The sequence below is a fragment of the Streptomyces scabiei 87.22 genome (genome assembly GCF_000091305.1).
In the GTDB taxonomy this organism is placed as follows: Bacteria; Actinomycetota; Actinomycetes; order Streptomycetales; family Streptomycetaceae; genus Streptomyces; species Streptomyces scabiei.
In genome coordinates this window covers 7,853,978-7,869,105 of sequence record NC_013929.1, presented here as the reverse complement: position 1 = coordinate 7,869,105, position 15,128 = coordinate 7,853,978, and the positions used below count along the sequence as shown (strand labels likewise).

17 protein-coding genes are annotated in these 15,128 nt (G+C 74.1%); 7 read left to right on the top strand and 10 right to left on the bottom strand.

The window, feature by feature from the left end; translation table 11 throughout:
- The first annotated feature begins 26 nt into the window (after window positions 1-26).
- From SCAB_RS34020 to SCAB_RS34000, 5 genes are read left to right on the top strand one after another with little or no spacing between them, the layout of a single operon-like run.
- Window positions 27-1,583 carry a sodium:solute symporter family protein gene (locus SCAB_RS34020; protein WP_013004649.1) on the top strand — a complete coding sequence of 519 codons (1,557 nt, stop codon included), beginning with the start codon at window positions 27-29 and terminating at the stop codon, window positions 1,581-1,583.
- Window positions 1,580-2,242, top strand: a complete 663-nt coding sequence (locus tag SCAB_RS34015) for a SigE family RNA polymerase sigma factor (RefSeq protein ID WP_013004648.1) — start codon at window positions 1,580-1,582, stop codon at window positions 2,240-2,242. The genes SCAB_RS34020 and SCAB_RS34015 overlap by 4 nt, the downstream gene beginning before the upstream one ends.
- Window positions 2,239-2,532: a hypothetical protein gene (locus SCAB_RS34010; RefSeq protein ID WP_013004647.1), complete on the top strand. Its 294-nt coding sequence runs from the start codon at window positions 2,239-2,241 to the stop codon at window positions 2,530-2,532. The genes SCAB_RS34015 and SCAB_RS34010 overlap by 4 nt, the downstream gene beginning before the upstream one ends.
- Window positions 2,533-2,590: 58 nt before the next feature.
- Window positions 2,591-4,393: a glycoside hydrolase family 15 protein gene (locus SCAB_RS34005; RefSeq protein ID WP_013004646.1), complete on the top strand. Its 1,803-nt coding sequence runs from the start codon at window positions 2,591-2,593 to the stop codon at window positions 4,391-4,393.
- 4 nt (window positions 4,394-4,397) lie between these two features.
- Window positions 4,398-5,153: an SDR family oxidoreductase gene (locus SCAB_RS34000; RefSeq protein ID WP_013004645.1), complete on the top strand. Its 756-nt coding sequence runs from the start codon at window positions 4,398-4,400 to the stop codon at window positions 5,151-5,153.
- Window positions 5,154-5,177: 24 nt separating this feature from the next.
- Here the strand turns inward: SCAB_RS34000 and amaP are convergent, their stop codons facing one another.
- The 5 genes from amaP to SCAB_RS33975 all read right to left on the bottom strand — a co-directional run bounded on the left by amaP (window position 5,178) and on the right by SCAB_RS33975 (window position 7,574).
- Window positions 5,178-5,756, bottom strand: a complete 579-nt coding sequence (gene amaP / locus SCAB_RS33995; protein WP_037728365.1) for an alkaline shock response membrane anchor protein AmaP — start codon at window positions 5,754-5,756, stop codon at window positions 5,178-5,180.
- Between the two features lie 6 nt (window positions 5,757-5,762).
- On the bottom strand, window positions 5,763-6,464 hold the full coding sequence (locus tag SCAB_RS33990; protein ID WP_013004643.1) for a DUF6286 domain-containing protein: 702 nt from the start codon (window positions 6,462-6,464) through the stop codon (window positions 5,763-5,765).
- Window positions 6,461-6,835, bottom strand: a complete 375-nt coding sequence (locus SCAB_RS33985; protein WP_013004642.1) for an Asp23/Gls24 family envelope stress response protein — start codon at window positions 6,833-6,835, stop codon at window positions 6,461-6,463. The genes SCAB_RS33990 and SCAB_RS33985 overlap by 4 nt, the downstream gene beginning before the upstream one ends.
- Window positions 6,832-7,017: a hypothetical protein gene (locus SCAB_RS33980; protein WP_013004641.1), complete on the bottom strand. Its 186-nt coding sequence runs from the start codon at window positions 7,015-7,017 to the stop codon at window positions 6,832-6,834. The genes SCAB_RS33985 and SCAB_RS33980 overlap by 4 nt, the downstream gene beginning before the upstream one ends.
- 71 nt (window positions 7,018-7,088) lie before the next feature.
- Entirely contained in the window at window positions 7,089-7,574 is a 486-nt protein-coding gene (locus tag SCAB_RS33975) for an Asp23/Gls24 family envelope stress response protein (RefSeq protein ID WP_037728233.1), read from the bottom strand.
- Window positions 7,575-7,660: 86 nt separating this feature from the next.
- Here SCAB_RS33975 and SCAB_RS33970 point away from each other — a divergent pair, with 86 nt between their 5' ends.
- A complete protein-coding gene (locus SCAB_RS33970) occupies window positions 7,661-8,392 on the top strand; it encodes a hypothetical protein (protein WP_013004639.1) in 732 nt (243 codons plus the stop codon).
- 71 nt (window positions 8,393-8,463) lie between these two features.
- On the opposite strand, the gene SCAB_RS33965 is transcribed toward SCAB_RS33970, so the two are convergent.
- From SCAB_RS33965 to SCAB_RS33955, 3 genes are all read right to left on the bottom strand, one after another.
- Window positions 8,464-9,255 carry an enoyl-CoA hydratase/isomerase family protein gene (locus tag SCAB_RS33965; RefSeq protein ID WP_013004638.1) on the bottom strand — a complete coding sequence of 264 codons (792 nt, stop codon included), beginning with the start codon at window positions 9,253-9,255 and terminating at the stop codon, window positions 8,464-8,466.
- Window positions 9,256-9,415: 160 nt separating this feature from the next.
- Entirely contained in the window at window positions 9,416-9,637 is a 222-nt protein-coding gene (locus SCAB_RS33960) for a helix-turn-helix domain-containing protein (protein ID WP_006123601.1), read from the bottom strand.
- Window positions 9,638-9,998: 361 nt separating this feature from the next.
- A complete protein-coding gene (locus tag SCAB_RS33955; RefSeq protein ID WP_013004637.1) occupies window positions 9,999-11,597 on the bottom strand; it encodes an ABC-F family ATP-binding cassette domain-containing protein in 1,599 nt (532 codons plus the stop codon).
- A 252-nt stretch (window positions 11,598-11,849) separates the two neighbouring features.
- Here SCAB_RS33955 and SCAB_RS33950 point away from each other — a divergent pair, with 252 nt between their 5' ends.
- Entirely contained in the window at window positions 11,850-12,278 is a 429-nt protein-coding gene (locus SCAB_RS33950) for a VOC family protein (protein WP_037728229.1), read from the top strand.
- Between the two features lie 37 nt (window positions 12,279-12,315).
- On the opposite strand, the gene SCAB_RS33945 is transcribed toward SCAB_RS33950, so the two are convergent.
- Window positions 12,316-13,761 carry a hypothetical protein gene (locus SCAB_RS33945; RefSeq protein ID WP_173402929.1) on the bottom strand — a complete coding sequence of 482 codons (1,446 nt, stop codon included), beginning with the start codon at window positions 13,759-13,761 and terminating at the stop codon, window positions 12,316-12,318.
- A 203-nt stretch (window positions 13,762-13,964) separates the two neighbouring features.
- The gene (locus tag SCAB_RS33940) at window positions 13,965-15,092 is read right to left on the bottom strand and encodes an alpha/beta hydrolase (RefSeq protein WP_037728225.1); all 1,128 of its coding nucleotides are present in this window, start codon (window positions 15,090-15,092) and stop codon (window positions 13,965-13,967) included.
- Window positions 15,093-15,128 lie beyond the last annotated feature (36 nt).

Genomic DNA, 15,128 nt, shown 5'->3' with positions numbered 1-15,128 from the left:
CCCCGGCACACCAAGGACGGTGACCCATGGCGGACGCAGCCATGACCACGACGTTCCTCGCCGTGATCGGCGGAGCGTCGCTGCTCGCCGTCACCGCGCGCCGGCTGCGCCCCTCGGACCGGCTGCCGTCGCTGGAGGGGTGGGCGCTGGCCGACCGGAGCCTCGGCCCGGTGTGGACCTGGCTGCTGCTCGGCGGGACGATCTTCACCGCGTACACCTTCACCGCCGTGCCGGGCCTCGCGTACGGCAACGGGGCGCCCGCCTTCTTCGCGGTGCCGTACACGGTGATCGTCTGCCCGCTGGCCTTCGTGCTGCTGACCCGGCTCTGGGAGGTCGCCCGCCGGCACGGCTATGTGACGGCCGGGGACTTCGTGCGCGGCCGGTACGGTTCGGCGCCGCTGGCCCTGGTGGTGGCGCTGACCGGGATCCTCGCGACGATGCCGTATCTGGCGCTGCAACTGCTGGGCATCAGGGCGGTGCTGACGGCCGGGGGCGTCTATCCGAGGGGCGCGGCCGGTGACCTCGTGATGGTGGCGCTGTTCGCGGGGCTCGCGGTGGCGACGTACCGGCACGGGCTGCGGGCTCCCGCGGTGATCTCGGCGCTGAAGGCGGTGGCCGTCTTCGTGTCGCTGACCGCCGTGTGCTGGCTGGTGCTGGAACGGTTCGGCGGGCCGGGCGCGGTCTTCGAGGGGGCGGCCCGGCGGCTCGGCGGCACCGGGGTGGAGGGGTCCGCGCTCCTGCTGGCCCCCGAACAGCAGCCCGCCTACGCCACCCTGGCGCTCGGTTCGGCGCTGGCCCTGCTGATGTACCCGCACGTCCTCACCGCCGGGTTCGCCGCCGACGGGCCGCGGACGGTCCGCAAGGTCTCGGTGGCGCTGCCCGCCTGGACGGGACTGCTGGCCCTCTTCGGGTTCCTCGGCATCGCGGCGCTCGCGTCGGGGGTGCGAGCACCCGAGGGCGGCGCCGAGGCGGCCGTGCCGATGCTGGTGGACCGGCTGATGCCGGGACCGCTGGCCGGACTGGTGTTCGGCGCGATCACGGTGGGCGCGCTGGTCCCGGCGGCGGTGATGTCGATCGCGGCCGCCACGGGCTTCGTCCGCAACGTGTACGTCGAGTACTTCCAGCCCACCGCCACGCCCAAGCGCCAGGTGCGCATCGCCAAAGCGGTGTCCCTGACCGCGAAGGTGGGGGCGGTGGCGTTCGTGTTCGGGCTGCGGGACCAGGACGCCATCAACCTCCAGCTCCTCGGCGGGGTGTGGATCCTGCAGATCTTCCCGGCGGTGGCCGTCGGCCTCTTCACCGGACGGCTGCACCCCCGGGCGCTGCTCGCCGGATGGGGCGTGGGCATGCTGACCGGCACGTTCCTGGTGGTGCGCGAGGGCTTCTCGTCCATCGTGCTCCTGGGCGGCGGCTCGCTGGAGATCTACGCCGGCCTGCTCGCGCTCCTGCTCAACCTGACCGTCGCCGTCGTCGGCACCACGGTCCTCGAACGGCTCGGTGTCCCGCGTGGCGCCGACGCGACCGACCTACCGTCCCGCCTGACCGTCAGGCGGCGCCCCGAGACGGGAGCGAGCAACCCGTGAGACGCAGACAGCACCTCGGTGTGCCGGTGCCCCCGGCCGCATCCGCACCCCTGGCCGCCGGGCAGCCCCGGAGCCGGATACCGGCCCCGGCGGAACCTCTCGCGGCGCACTCCGCGACGGTCCCGGGCCCCGCCCTGCCGCCGGGCGCCCTCGGTGATCCCGTCGACGTGGAGCGCGAGGCGGGCGTCGCCCGGCTGTTCGAGCTGCACTACTCCTCGATGCTGCGGCTCGCGGTGCTGCTGGGCGCCGACGACCCCGAGAACGTGGTGGCCGAGGCGTACTACCAGATCTACCGCAAGTGGCGGCGCCTCAGGGACGCCGAGGCGGCGGAGGCGTATCTGCGGTCGACGGTCTGCAATCTGACCCGGATGCGGATACGGCACCTCCAGGTCGCCCGCAGACACGTGGAGGCACCGGCGGCCGAGGAGCCGGTCGCCTCCGCCGAGAGCACCGCGCTGCTCCACGACGACCAGCGGGTGCTGATCGACGCGCTCCAGCACCTGCCCGCCCGGCAGCGGGAGGCCCTCGTGCTGCGCCACTGGCTGGGGCTGAAGGAGAGCGAGATCGCGGCCGCGATGGGCATCTCCTGCGGCTCGGTCAAGACCCACACCGCACGCGGCCTCGCCGCCCTGACCCAGGCGATGGAGGCCCGGCGATGAACGACACCACCGGCAACGACACCGGCCGGGACCGCACCGAGCGGGAGCTGGCCGAGGCACTCGCCGCACTGGCGGGCGGGGTGCATGCCGCCCCGGACGCGTACCGGTCGGCGCGCGGGGACTGGGTGCGGCGCGAACGCCGCCGACGGCTGGTGCTGGCCGTGCTGGTCCTCGTCGTCTTCGCCCTCGCCACCCTGCTCGGCCTCTGGGTGCTCAACCAGGCCCCCTCCGGCTCGGGGGTGATCTTCTCGGGAGTGGGCGGGACCACGGCGGGGGCGGGGCCGGGCTGACGCTCTCCCTCCGCATCCCGCCGGATTGATCACCCCGGGCTCCGGGAACCCGCACCTCGTGCACCCCCGTATCGAGGACTACGCGCTGATCGGCGATCACCAGACGGCCGCGCTGGTGAACCGCCACGGTTCCATCGACTGGCTCTGCCTGCCCCGCTTCGACTCGGCGGCCTGCTTCGCCGCGCTGCTCGGCGATCAGGAGAACGGGCACTGGACGCTCGCGCCCCGAGGAGGCGGGACCTGCGCGCGGCGGGCGTACCGGCACGACTCGCTCGTCCTCGACACCGAGTGGGAGACCGACGAGGGCGCGGTACGGGTCACCGACCTGATGCCGCAGCGGGACCGGTCCCCCGACGTCGTACGGATCGTCGAGGGGCTGTCCGGCCGCGTGACCATGCGCAGCACGGTGCGGCTGCGCTTCGACTACGGCTCGGCCGTGCCGTGGATGCGCAGGTCGGACGGTCACCGGGTGGCGGTCGCCGGGCCGGACTCGGTGTGGCTGCGCAGCGAACCCGGGGTGCGGTCGTGGAGCGAGGACCGCGCCACGTACGCGGAGTTCACCGTCGAGCCGGGCGAGAAGGTCGCGTTCGTCCTGACCTGGCACCCCTCGCACGAGCCCCGGCCCCGCCTCGTCGACCCCCACGAGGCACTGCGGTCGAGCCTGCACGACTGGCGGGCCTGGGCGGAGCGCTGCCGGTACGACGGCCCGCACCGGGACCTGGTGGTCCGCTCGCTGATCACCCTCAAGGCCCTCACCTACGCCCCGACCGGCGGGATCGTCGCGGCGGCCACCACCTCCCTGCCGGAGGAGATCGGCGGGGTCCGCAACTGGGACTACCGCCACTGCTGGCTGCGCGACTCCACCCTCACCCTCGGCGCGCTGCTGTCCTGCGGCTACCAGGAGGAGGCGGAGGCCTGGCGCGACTGGCTGCTCCGCGCGGTCGCGGGCGACCCGGCCGACCTGCAGATCATGTACGGCCTGGCCGGGGAGCGCCGTATCCCCGAGTACGACCTGCCCTGGCTGTCCGGCTACGAGGACTCGCGTCCGGTCCGGGTCGGCAACGACGCGGTACGGCAGTTGCAGCTGGACGTGTACGGCGAGGTCATCGACTCGCTGTTCGTGTCCCGGCGTTCGGGCCTCCCGGACAAGCCGGACATGTGGCGGATGCAGTGCGCGCTGATGGACTACCTGCGCTCGGCCTGGCGCAAGCCGGACGAGGGGCTGTGGGAGGTGCGCGGGCCGCGCCGCCACTTCACGCACTCCAAGGTGATGTGCTGGGTGGCCGCCGACCGGGCGGTGCGCACCCTGGAGGCCGACCCGGAGCTGACCGGCGGCGACCTGGAGGGCTGGCGGGCCCTGCGCGACGAGATCCACCGCGAGGTCTGCGACCGCGGCTACGACCCGGAGCGGAACACCTTCACCCAGTCGTACGGCTCCCGCGAGCTGGACGCCGCCCTGCTGCTCATCCCCCTCATGGGCTTCCTGCCGCCGGACGACCCCCGGGTCGTCGGGACCGTCGACGCGATCCGTGCGGAGCTGAGCCACGAGGGGCTGGTGCGCCGCTACGGACTCGATCACCGTACGGCCGCGACCACTTCCGTCGACGGTCTGCCGGGCGGTGAGGGCGCGTTCCTCGTCTGTTCGTTCTGGCTGGCGGACGCGCTGCACCTGACCGGCCGCACGGCCGAGGCACGCGAGCTGTTCGAACGGCTCGTGGGGCTGGCCAACGACGTGGGCCTGCTGGCGGAGGAGTACGACCCGGTGGCGGGCCGGCAGCTCGGGAACTTCCCGCAGGCGTTCAGCCACGTCGGACTCGTCGGGACCGCCCTCGCCCTCTACGGCGGGCAGGAGGCAGGATAGGGCCATGGATCTTGGGCTGAAGGACCGTGTCTACATCGTCACCGGGGCGACCCGCGGACTGGGCCACGCGGTCGCGCGGGAACTCGCCGCCGACGGCGCGAAGGTGGTCCTCACGGGCCGCGAGGAGGAGAGCGCCGGGGCTGCGGCGGCCGCGCTCGGGGCGAACGCGGTGGGTGTAGCCGTGGACAACGCCGACCCCGGGGCCGCCGGGCTGCTGATCGCCGCCGCGCGCGACCGCTTCGGGCGCTTCGACGGCATCCTGGTCAGTGTGGGCGGGCCGGCGCCCGGGTTCGTCGCCGACAACACCGACGAGCAGTGGACGGCCGCGTTCGAGTCGGTGTTCCTGGGAGCCGTCCGTCTGGCGCGGGCCGCGGCCGAGGAGCTGGGCGAGGGCGGAGTCATCGGGTTCGTGCTGTCCGGGTCCGTGCACGAGCCGATTCCCGGGCTGACCATCTCCAACGGGCTGCGGCCCGGGCTCGCCGGGTTCGCCAAGTCGCTCTCCGACGAGCTGGGGCCGCGGGGCATCCGGGTCGTGGGTCTGCTGCCGGCCCGCATCGACACGGACCGGGTGCGCGAGCTGGACGGGATGTCGGCGGATCCGGAGGCGACGCGGGCCGCGCACGAGTCGCGCATCCCGTTGCGGCGGTACGGGCGGCCGGAGGAGTTCGGGCGGACGGGCGCGTTCCTGCTCTCCCCCGCCGCCTCCTATCTGACGGGGATCATGCTGCCGGTGGACGGCGGGATGCGGCACGGGTTCTGACGCCTCCGCCCGGCGGGGCGGGCCTCAGCTGACCCGCTCCGCCCGGTGCCGGGCCGCCCGCAGCCTGACCTCCGCCGGGAGTTCGGCCAGTCCCGCCGACTCCCTGGCGTGCGCCAGGGCCTGCGAGGTGAGGGTGTGCAGGGCCTCGCCCGGATCCACATGGGGCTGGAGGAGGAGGCGGATGCGGGCCTCGGGGGCGTGGCGGCGGCCCGTCAGGCGGGTGCGGGCCCGTTCGACGCCGTCCGCCTCGGCCGCCTCGGTGGTGAGGACGCCCTCCATCGCCCGCCCGCGCAGCAGCGCGCCCTCGCCGTCGCCGGTGTCGACGAGCACCTCGGCGAGCCGGTGGCGGCGCAGGACCGCCGTCAGCCACCACAGGGCGAGCAGCACGAGCACGGCGAGCACCGCGATGACGGTGGGCCACCACCAGCCGGAGTCGTGCCACCGGGTCCGTTCGGCGTCGCTGAGCAGCACGTCCTTGCGGCCGTCGTGCGGCCACCACGAGGGCGGGTGCACGCCGAGTCCCACGGCGAGCACGGCGCCGCCGACCACCACCAGCACGAGCCCGACCAGACCGAGCAGCACCCGGTTCACGGTTCTCAGCATCACGCCTCACCCCTTCCGGCCGGGCCGGCGGACATGCACCGACAGGGCGGGCGGCCGGGACAGGCCGAGCCCCCGGATGCCGTCGGCGAGCGTGACGTCCAGGTCGGCGCGTACCTCGTCGAGTTCCCGGAAGTGCGACACCGCGCGGACGTCGACCCGCTTGCGGCCCGCCCGGACCCGTACGGACCGCACGCCGGAGACCTCCATGGCCCGGTCGCGCAGGGCCAGCGCGGCGGCGCCCCGGTGCAGCCCGGCCCGGACCCGGGGGTGGACGCGCCGCATCGGCAGGACGTCGCGCAGCCCGGGGGTCGCGGCGAGCAGCAGCAGCCACAGCCCGAGCAGCACGGCGACGGCGGCGCCGGTCAGCACCCAGGGGTCGTCGAGCGGGCGCTCGGCGAGTTCCCGGGCCAGCGAGCGGCGCCACTGCATGGCGGGCCGTCCGGCGCGGACGGCGACGACGTCGTACAGGAGCAGGCCCGCGCCCCCGAGGAGCAGGACGGCGAGGATGCCCGCCGGGATCCTGCGCGCGGACCAGAAGCGCTTCTCGCCTCCGCCGTCGTCCTCGCGCGGGGGCGGCGGATCGTAGGCGGCGGCGGACGCGGACTGGTCGGCGGCCGTCCCGCCCGTGCCCGCCGCGTCCGGGTCGTCGGTCTTCTCGATGACGGGTAGTCGTCGCGTGGTGCCTTCGGAACGCCGGGGTTCGCTCATCGCGTCCTCCCCTGTGCCACGTCGTGTGCGTGCGCCGGGTGCAGCCGTTCCACCGTGACGGCCACCTCCGACACGTGCATTCCCGCCAACGTCCCTACCCGCTCGATGACATGACGACGCACCGCAGCGCATTGGCCACCGATGTCCGAGGGGTACGGGAGCCCGAGCATCACATGGACGCGCGCGGTCTCGTGGGCGACCAGGACGGTGGCGTTGGGGGGCGCGGAGTCCGGCGCCGGCGCCACCAGTGCCTCGCGCGCCGCCTGCGCGGCGATCTTCGCGACCACCCGGTCGGCGATCCGGACCGCCCCGCGCTCACCGGGGTCGACGGCGCCGCGCACCGCGGGCCGGCCGCTGTCCACCGGGTTCACCGGCGTCGGTCGTCGCGCGGGCGGAAGAAGTCGCCCAGTTCCAGGTCGCCCTCCAGGAACCGGCCGACGACGAGGCCGACGGCGCCCAGCGCGGCCACCAGCAGGAAGGCACCGAAGCCGCCGAAGTACCCGGCGAAGCCCAGCGCCATCCCGGCGATCATGCCGATCATGGCCAAGCTCATCCTGCGCTCCTAGACACTCGCGGACTCCTGACGTACGGGGTGGGCCGGGTGCTCAAGGCTCGGGCCCGCGCCTACTGCAGCCGGGAATCCGGCTCCTCGTCCTCCTCGTCGGGCAGCTTCACGTCACTGACCGCGATGTTGACCTCGACGACCTCCAGGCCGGTCATCCGCTCGACGGCCGCCACGACGTTCTCGCGCACGTCACGGGCCACGTCACCGATGGACACCCCGTAGTCGACGACGATCTCCAGGTCCAGCGCGGTCTGCACCTCGCCGACCTCTACCTTCACACCCCGCGTCACGGACTTGGCCCCGCCGGGCACCCGGTCCCGCACGGCCCCGAACGTCCGGGACAGTCCGCTGCCCATGGCATGGACGCCCACGACCTCCCGTGCGGCGAGTCCGGCGATCTTCTCGACCACGCCGTCGGCGATGGTGGTACGCCCCCGGCTCGCCGGATCTCCGCCGCCGCGCCGGGTGGCCCTGCGGCCGGCCTGCGGCGATTCCTTGGTGGTGTCGGGCCCTTCCGTCCGGTTCCGCTCCGTCATGTCAGTCATGCCGTACGTCCCTTCCGGTCATCCCCCTCAACCCACAGTAAGCGCGGTTGCGATGCCGCGCGCCGGGGATGCGGCAGGCTGGAGGAATGACGGCGGACGGTTGGACCAAGGCGGTACGCCGGCAGCTCGGGCCGGGCCGTGTGCTCCCCCTGGGCGGCCCGCGGGACGGTGCGTGGATCACGGAGCGGGCGGCCGAGTCGGTGCTGCGCCGCGCGGCCGCCGGGTTGCGGGGGCTCAGTCTCGGCACGCTCCGCATCTCGGTGGCGGACCCCGACGGGCAGGAGGCGGCGGTGCCCCCGCCGCCGAGCGCGCTCCCGTCCGGTCCGCTGCGTGTCACGGCCGACTTCGCGGCCCTGGCGGACCTGGCCGCGGAACCCTTCCCGGCGTCGGCGGCCCGGTTGCGCGCCGTCCTCGCCACCGCGGCCGAGGCGGGGCTCGGCCTGCGGGTGGCGGAGGTGGACCTCCGGCTGACGCGCCTGCTGGACGGCGGGGACGAGCGGACGGGCCCGGCGGCCGGTCCGGCCGCCGCGCCGCCGGACCCGCCTGCGCCCACCGGCGACGACGAGCGGGCGCGTGCGGCCGCCGCGGGGCTCTCGGTTCCCGGGGTGAGCCGTCTGGCCACCGTCCTCGGCGCCGCCGGGACGACGGCGCCTGTCCTCCCCCGCCGCCATGTGCTGGTGGACCTGGGGGTGACGCAGGAGCGGCGGGCCCTGGACGTGGCACGCGAGGTGCGGGCGGCGGTGGGCGCGGCCCTGCCGGACCACCCGTCGGTGGCGGTGCTCGTCACCGCGGTGACGGGCGGAGCCGCCCTGCTCTGACCGGCACGGGCCTCGGTGCAGGGCCGCTCCTGGTGGACCCCGGTGCAGAACCGGCTGTCGTGGACCGTCGGCTACTCCGCGATCCCGGCGAGGTCCCGCAGGCGCCGCGTCTGGGCCGCCCGCTCCGCCGCGCGCTGCTGGTCGTAGTCCCGGTCCACCGCTCCCCGCAGCAGCGCCTTCGTCTCGATCACCGCGTCCCGCGGGGCGGAGACCAGCGCGCCGGCGAGATCGCGTACCGCGTCGGCGAGCCCGTCACCGGGCACGGCGAGGTTCGCGAGCCCGATCCGCTGCGCCTCGTCCGCCTGGACGAAGCGTCCGGTGAGGCAGATCTCCAGCGCGCGGGCATACCCGACGAGGCCGACCAGGGGGTGCGTGCCCGTGAGGTCGGGCACCAGTCCGAGGCTGGTTTCGAGCATGGCGAACTGCACGTCGTCGGCGACGACGCGCAGATCACAGGCGAGGGCGAGCTGGAAGCCCGCACCGACGGCGTGTCCCTGCACGGCGGCGATGGACACGATGTCGTTGCGCCGCCACCAGGTGAAAGCCTCCTGGTACTCGGCGATGGTCGTGTCGAGCCCGGCGTCGTCACGGCGCGCGAGATCGACGAAGGACGGCTCCCCTTCGATGCCTTCGGGCGTGAACATCTGCCGGTCGAGGCCGGCGGAGAACGATTTGCCCTCGGCACGCAGCACGACCACACGGACGGAGCCCGGCACCGACCGCCCGGCCTCGGTGAGCGCCCGCCACAGAGCGGGGCTCTGCGCGTTGCGCTTGGCCGGGTTGGTCAGCGTCACCGTGGCGATGGCGTCGTCGACGGTGAGCCGTACGCCGTCCTGGTCGAGCAGCGGTTCGAGCGAAGCCATGGGGCGCCTCCGATGAGTGCGGTCAGCCGAGCGATGAAGCATGCTAAGTGACTGCACAGTAACCACCCGGCCGATCGGGGCTCCCCCCAGGTCCCTCACGGGTCCTGGGGGACGACCGACCGGATGGCCCGCCATCGAAGCCGATGGACCGCCCGGCGCGTCAGGCCGAGGCGGCCTTCTTGCCCCGCGTCGCGCCGCCACGCCCTCGGAGCGTGACACCCGATTCGCTGAGCATCCGGTGCACGAAGCCATACGAGCGGCCGGTTTCCTCGGCCAGCGCCCGAATGCTCGCACCGGAGTCGTACTTCTTCTTCAGGTCTGCCGCGAGCTTGTCGCGCGCGGCGCCGGTAACCCGGCTGCCCTTCTTCAGAGTCTCGGCCACCCGGTCCTCCTCATGGGAAGTGCGCTCTGGTCTCCTCATGATCACCCCTCCGGGGCGTGATGGCCACCCATTCGGCAAGGTCCGTGGGACAAGGTTGTGACGACAGGAGCGCGCACTCACGAGCGGAACCTGTGATTCCACCCGGGCTTGTCCGTACACCCGAACGGACCGCTCCGTGAAGTGCCTGGTCAGAGACGCACGACGGCCGAGCCCTGCACACACAGGGGCTCGGCCGTGAAATCGATGGAGGACACACCCCGGTACGAGGAGATCTCACACAGATGGTGGATCACGGATGGGCCGAATGATCCAGAGGCAGTTGATCAACCCGGACTGCCGGCCCCTCCGATCGGCTGTTCGCTCAGGCGAGCGCCACGAGATCCGCGTAGTCCGCGCCCCACAGGTCCTCGACGCCGTCCGGCAGCAGGATGATCCGCTCCGGCTGGAGCGCCTCGACGGCTCCCTCGTCGTGGGTGACGAGCACGACCGCGCCCTTGTAGGTGCGCAGCGCGCCGAGGATCTCCTCGCGGCTCGCGGGGTCGAGGTTGTTCGTCGGCTCGTCGAGGAGGAGGACGTTCGCGGAGGACACCACCAGGGTCGCGAGCGCCAGCCGGGTCTTCTCGCCGCCGGACAGGACCCCGGCGGGCTTGTCCACGTCGTCGCCGGAGAACAGGAACGAGCCGAGCGTCTTGCGGATCTCGACCAAGTCCAGGTCGGGGGAGGCGGAGCGCATGTTCTCCAGGACCGTGCGCTCGGGGTCGAGGGTCTCGTGCTCCTGGGCGTAGTACCCGAGCTTGAGGCCGTGGCCCTCGATCACCTCACCGGTGTCGGGCTTCTCGACCCCGCCGAGCAGACGCAGGAGGGTGGTCTTGCCGGCGCCGTTGAGGCCGAGGATGACGACCCGGGAGCCCTTGTCGATGGCCAGGTCGACGTCGGTGAAGATCTCCAGCGAGCCGTACGACTTGGACAGACCCTCGGCCATGAGCGGGGTCTTGCCGCAGGGGGCGGGCTCAGGGAAGCGCAGCTTGGCGACCTTGTCGGAGACCCGGACCGCGTCGAGGCCCGCGAGGAGCCGGTCGGCGCGCTTGGCCATGTTCTGCGCGGCGACCGTCTTGGTGGCCTTGGCGCGCATCTTGTCGGCCTGCGAGTGCAGCGCGGCGGCCTTCTTCTCGGCGTTCTGCCGCTCGCGCTTGCGGCGCTTCTCGTCGGCCTCGCGCTGCTGCTGGTAGAGCTTCCAGCCCATGTTGTAGACGTCGATCTCGGCGCGGTTGGCGTCCAGGTAGAACACCTTGTTGACGACCGTCTCGACCAGGTCGACGTCGTGGGAGATCACGATGAAGCCGCCGCGGTAGGTCTTCAGGTAGTCCCGCAGCCAGACGATCGAGTCGGCGTCGAGGTGGTTCGTCGGCTCGTCGAGGAGCAGGGTGTCGGCGTCGGAGAACAGGATCCGGGCCAGCTCGATCCGGCGGCGCTGACCGCCGGAGAGGGTGTGCAGCGGCTGGCCGAGCACCCGGTCGGGCAGGTTCAGCGCGGCGGCGATGGTGGCGGCCTCGGCCTCGGCGGAGTACCCGCCCTTGGTGAGGAACTCCGTCTCCTGGCGCTCGTACTGCTTCAGCGCCTTCTCGCGGGTGCCGCCCTGGCCGTTGGCGATCCGCTGTTCGTTCTCGCGCATCTTGCGGATCAGTACGTCGAGACCGCGCGCGGACAGGATCCGGTCGCGGGCGAGGACGTCGAGGTCGCCGGTGCGGGGGTCCTGCGGGAGGTAGCCGACCTCGCCGGAGCGGGTGATGGTGCCGCCGGCCGGGATGCCCTCGCCGGCCAGGCACTTGGTGAGGGTGGTCTTGCCGGCGCCGTTGCGGCCCACCAGACCGATGCGGTCGCCCTTGGCGATGCGGAAGGTGGCGGACTCGATGAGGACGCGGGCACCGGCGCGCAGCTCGACGGCGGAGGCGGAGATCACGGACAGACTCCAGGGCGGATCGGGTGGCGGGTGGGCGGCTGAGGACGTTCCCGCCGTCTAATGCGCGAGGAGAATGGCCATGGGCCGATTCTAACTGGGGGCGGCAAGCGGTTTTCCGCCCGTGTGACAAGGGATCACGTGGTCTCGGTCACCGGCGCGCCGGGTCCCGCCGCGGCCCGTCCGCCGCCCGGGCGTTGTCGGTGGCCGGTGCGAAACTGGGCAGCGGGTCGTATTCCGGACGACGGAGAGGTCGTGATCGGTATGGCGGGCAGGAGCGCGGGACGTCCGAGCATCTATCCGACACTGCTGTACGCGGACGCCAGGGCCGCCATCAGACAGCTCACGGAGGCGCTGGGCTTCACCGAGCTGTCGGTCTACGAGGGCGAGGACGGCGTGGTGCAGCACGCCGAGCTGACGCAGGGCAACGGCGCGGTGATGATCGGCTCCAAGGGCAGCGGCAGCGTCTTCGACGGCGCGATGAAGGGCGCCGGGCCCGCCGGGGTGTACATCGTCGTGTCCGCCGACGAGCTGGACGCCCACCACCGGCGGGCCGTGGAGCACGGCGTGGAGATCCTGACGCCCCCGACGGACCAGGAGTACGGCTCGCGGGACTACATGGCACGGGACGCCGAGGGCAATGTGTGGAGCTTCGGCACCTACGCCCCCGAGACGGGCGGCTGAGGCGCCCTCCCGCCTCTCCCCCGCGCCTCTCCCCCGGTCAGCTGCCTCCGGTGTGCACCTGGAAGGCGGCGCGCCGGACGGCCTTGGCGAGGGCCGGGTCGGGGTGGGCGGCGGCGAGGGCGACCAGGACCTGCACGGTGCGGGGGTGGCCGACCGCGCGGACCTCGGCCAGCAGCGCGGGGACCGTGGGCTGGACCGCGGACTCCAGGTGCCGGACCAGGAGCGGGGCCTCGCCGTGGTCGGCGACGGCGGCGGCGGTGTCCACCCAGAGCCAGGTGGACTCCTCGCGGGTGAGGACCTCGTGGGCGTCCTCGGGGTCGGCGCCGTCGTGCTCGGCGAGCCAGAGCAGGGCGTAGGGGCGCAGCGGGGTCTCGTCGGCGACCGTGCGGACGTCGGGCTCGGCGGGAGCGCCGACGACCCGCAGGGCCTCGAAGGCGAGGCCGCGGATGAGGGCGTCCTCGCCGCGCGCGGCGGCGATCAGTTCGGTGACGGCGCCGCCCACGGGGCGGGCGGCGAGCCAGGCGCGGTACTCGGCGCGGGCCGCGTTCGGACGGAGCTGGGCGCAGCCTCTGAGCATGTCCTCGGCGGAGACCTCGATGTTCCCGGCGGGGCTCTGCGCGGCGACGCAGATCTGCTCCAGCTTGACCCAGACCGCCCAGCTGCCGAGCGGGGTGAGGGTGGCGTGGGCGTCGCCGTAGGTGAGGGCGCCCACGGAGGCGAGGGCGCGCAGGGACCAGTCGAGGAGCGGGGCGAGGGGGGTGTCCTCGGCGGGCTCGGGGCTCGGCTCCGGATCAGGAGGTGCGGCGCGCAGCGCCTCGTCAGAAGGGTGGTGGTGGGCGACGGGTGGGACGTAGGGGATCTCGCAGCGTTCCGTGCGCAGTTCGGTGACCCGCTGTTCCAGGAGGTCCAGGAGCTGCTCGACGGGGACGGGCCCGGCGGAGAGCTGGAGGAAGGAGAGCACCTGGGGCATGGCCGACACGACCTCGGCGACCGCCGCGGGCTCGCGGTCCTCGGGCTCGGGGTAGGCGATGGACCAGGCGTCGAAGAACGCGACCCAGCCGCGCAGCACGGCGCTGTCGTCGCGGTGCCAGGCGCGCAGTCGCCAGCCGGGGCGCGCGCTGTCGCCGTGCACCTCGACGAGGCCGGCCAGCCGTGCCGTGTCCCAGTCGTGGCGGACCTGATCCGGGGTCAGCCCCAGGTCGGCGGCGGCCCGTTCCGCGGTCGCGGCGGAGAGGGTGCCCTTGCCGTCGGGGTTGGCGCCCTCGCGGCCGGGGCGCAGGGCCGTGTCGGCCCAGTGGGCGACGCGGGCGGCGTCCGCCAGGACGGCGCGGGCCATGCGGGCGAGCTCCGCGGGCGGTGGGGTGCCCTCCGGGGGCCGGGGGGCCGGTCGGCGGCGCTGGGTCACTGCTGCTCGGGGAGCGGCGGCCAGGGTTCGCGGGCCGACGAGGCGGAGCCTGGAGTCGCGCGGGTTACGGGACGTCACGGGGGCAGTCTTCCGGTTGACGGTCCGAAAACCCAAACGGAATGTCACAGCGGGCGACAGGGGTGGCCAACGCACCGGGTCTTCACGGGCTCCCCGGGGGTCGGGGCGGACGGGGATCGCGTCGACGCGCCGCTAAGCGGAATGTGGCGTACCTCTCAGTCGCGAGCGGGGTTCCGGCGGGTTTCCCGGCGGCCCGCGGCCGCCTAGCCGAGCGGGGTGAGGAAGCGGCGGAGGCTCTCCTCGTACGCCTTCGGGTCGGCGTTCCACATGGCGCCGTGCGGGGCCTGGCGGACCGTGCGGAGGGTGACCCGGTCGGGGCGCAGGGCGGCGAGGCGGCGGGAGGGGGCCCAGGGGGCGACGGTGTCGTCGGGGCCGTGGAAGAGCAGGGTCGGCACCCGGAGGTCCGACGGCGCGGCGTCGTGGCCGGCGGGGGTGGCGCGCAGTCCGGTGCGCCCCTGGGCGGCGCGCACCGCGAGGGGCAGCAGGGGGCCGGGCGTGCGGCGGGCGGCGGCGAGGGCCCGCAGGGTGGCGGTCCAGTCGAGGACCGGCGAGTCCAGGACCAGTCCGGCGACGCGGCCGCGCAGCGCGGAGTGCGTGGCGGCGCGCAGGGCCATGGTGGCGCCGGTGGACCAGCCGTACAGGACGACCCGCCCGGCGCCGTTGCGCACGGCGTACCTGAGGGCGGCGTCCACGTCGCGCCACTCGGTCTCGCCGAGGTGGTGCAGGCCGTCCGGGGAGCGGGGGGCGCCCGGGTCGCCCCGGTATGCCGGGGCGAGGACCGGGAAGTGGTGGCGGTGCAGGGACTCCATGACGTTCAGGGTGTGCTCGCGGGTGGCGCCGAGTCCGTGCACGGCGATCACCCAGGTGTCCCGGGCCGCGGGCACGAACCAGGCGGGCAGGGTGCCGAGTTCACCGGGGATCCCGACGTCGTCGTGGTCGAGGCCGAGCGCGGTGCGGGGGTCGCCGACGTGGAGGCCGGGGGTGAGCCACACCTTGTCGCCGGGCTCCAGGGTGCCGCGGCTGACGCGCTCCAGGCGGCGGACGACCGCGTCCGGGGCGTGCGGGGCGCCGCTCAGCACGCCGCCGACGACCGCGTGGGAGCCGTTGCCGGTGAGGCCGTAGGTGCCCGGGCGCCGGGAGGCGAAGGCCCGGGTCAGCGCGATGCGGCCGGCCGCGGTGGAGTGCACGGTCAGCCGGGGTTCGGTGGGCAGGGGTGCGCCCGGCGGCGCCTTCAGCGCGACGTCGCTCGCCAGCCGGCCGGCGGCGACACTGGCCGCTCCGGCGGCGAACGCGACCCCGAGGGCCGATGCTGCCGCTCTCACTCCACGCACGGCTCCAGTGTCCCGGCGGACCGCGCCGGGGGCCAG

What these genes read in the sequence shown, in the direction of transcription:
- SCAB_RS34020 (WP_013004649.1), top strand. Translation starts at nt 27, where the DNA reads ATGGCGGACGCAGCCATGACCACGACGTTCCTCGCCGTGATCGGCGGA.
- SCAB_RS34010 (WP_013004647.1), top strand. Translation starts at nt 2,239, where the DNA reads ATGAACGACACCACCGGCAACGACACCGGCCGGGACCGCACCGAGCGG.
- SCAB_RS34000 (WP_013004645.1), top strand. Translation starts at nt 4,398, where the DNA reads ATGGATCTTGGGCTGAAGGACCGTGTCTACATCGTCACCGGGGCGACC.
- amaP (WP_037728365.1), bottom strand. Translation starts at nt 5,756, where the DNA reads ATGCTGAGAACCGTGAACCGGGTGCTGCTCGGTCTGGTCGGGCTCGTG.
- SCAB_RS33990 (WP_013004643.1), bottom strand. Translation starts at nt 6,464, where the DNA reads ATGAGCGAACCCCGGCGTTCCGAAGGCACCACGCGACGACTACCCGTC.
- SCAB_RS33980 (WP_013004641.1), bottom strand. Translation starts at nt 7,017, where the DNA reads ATGAGCTTGGCCATGATCGGCATGATCGCCGGGATGGCGCTGGGCTTC.
- SCAB_RS33975 (WP_037728233.1), bottom strand. Translation starts at nt 7,574, where the DNA reads ATGACTGACATGACGGAGCGGAACCGGACGGAAGGGCCCGACACCACC.
- SCAB_RS33970 (WP_013004639.1), top strand. Translation starts at nt 7,661, where the DNA reads ATGACGGCGGACGGTTGGACCAAGGCGGTACGCCGGCAGCTCGGGCCG.
- SCAB_RS33965 (WP_013004638.1), bottom strand. Translation starts at nt 9,255, where the DNA reads ATGGCTTCGCTCGAACCGCTGCTCGACCAGGACGGCGTACGGCTCACC.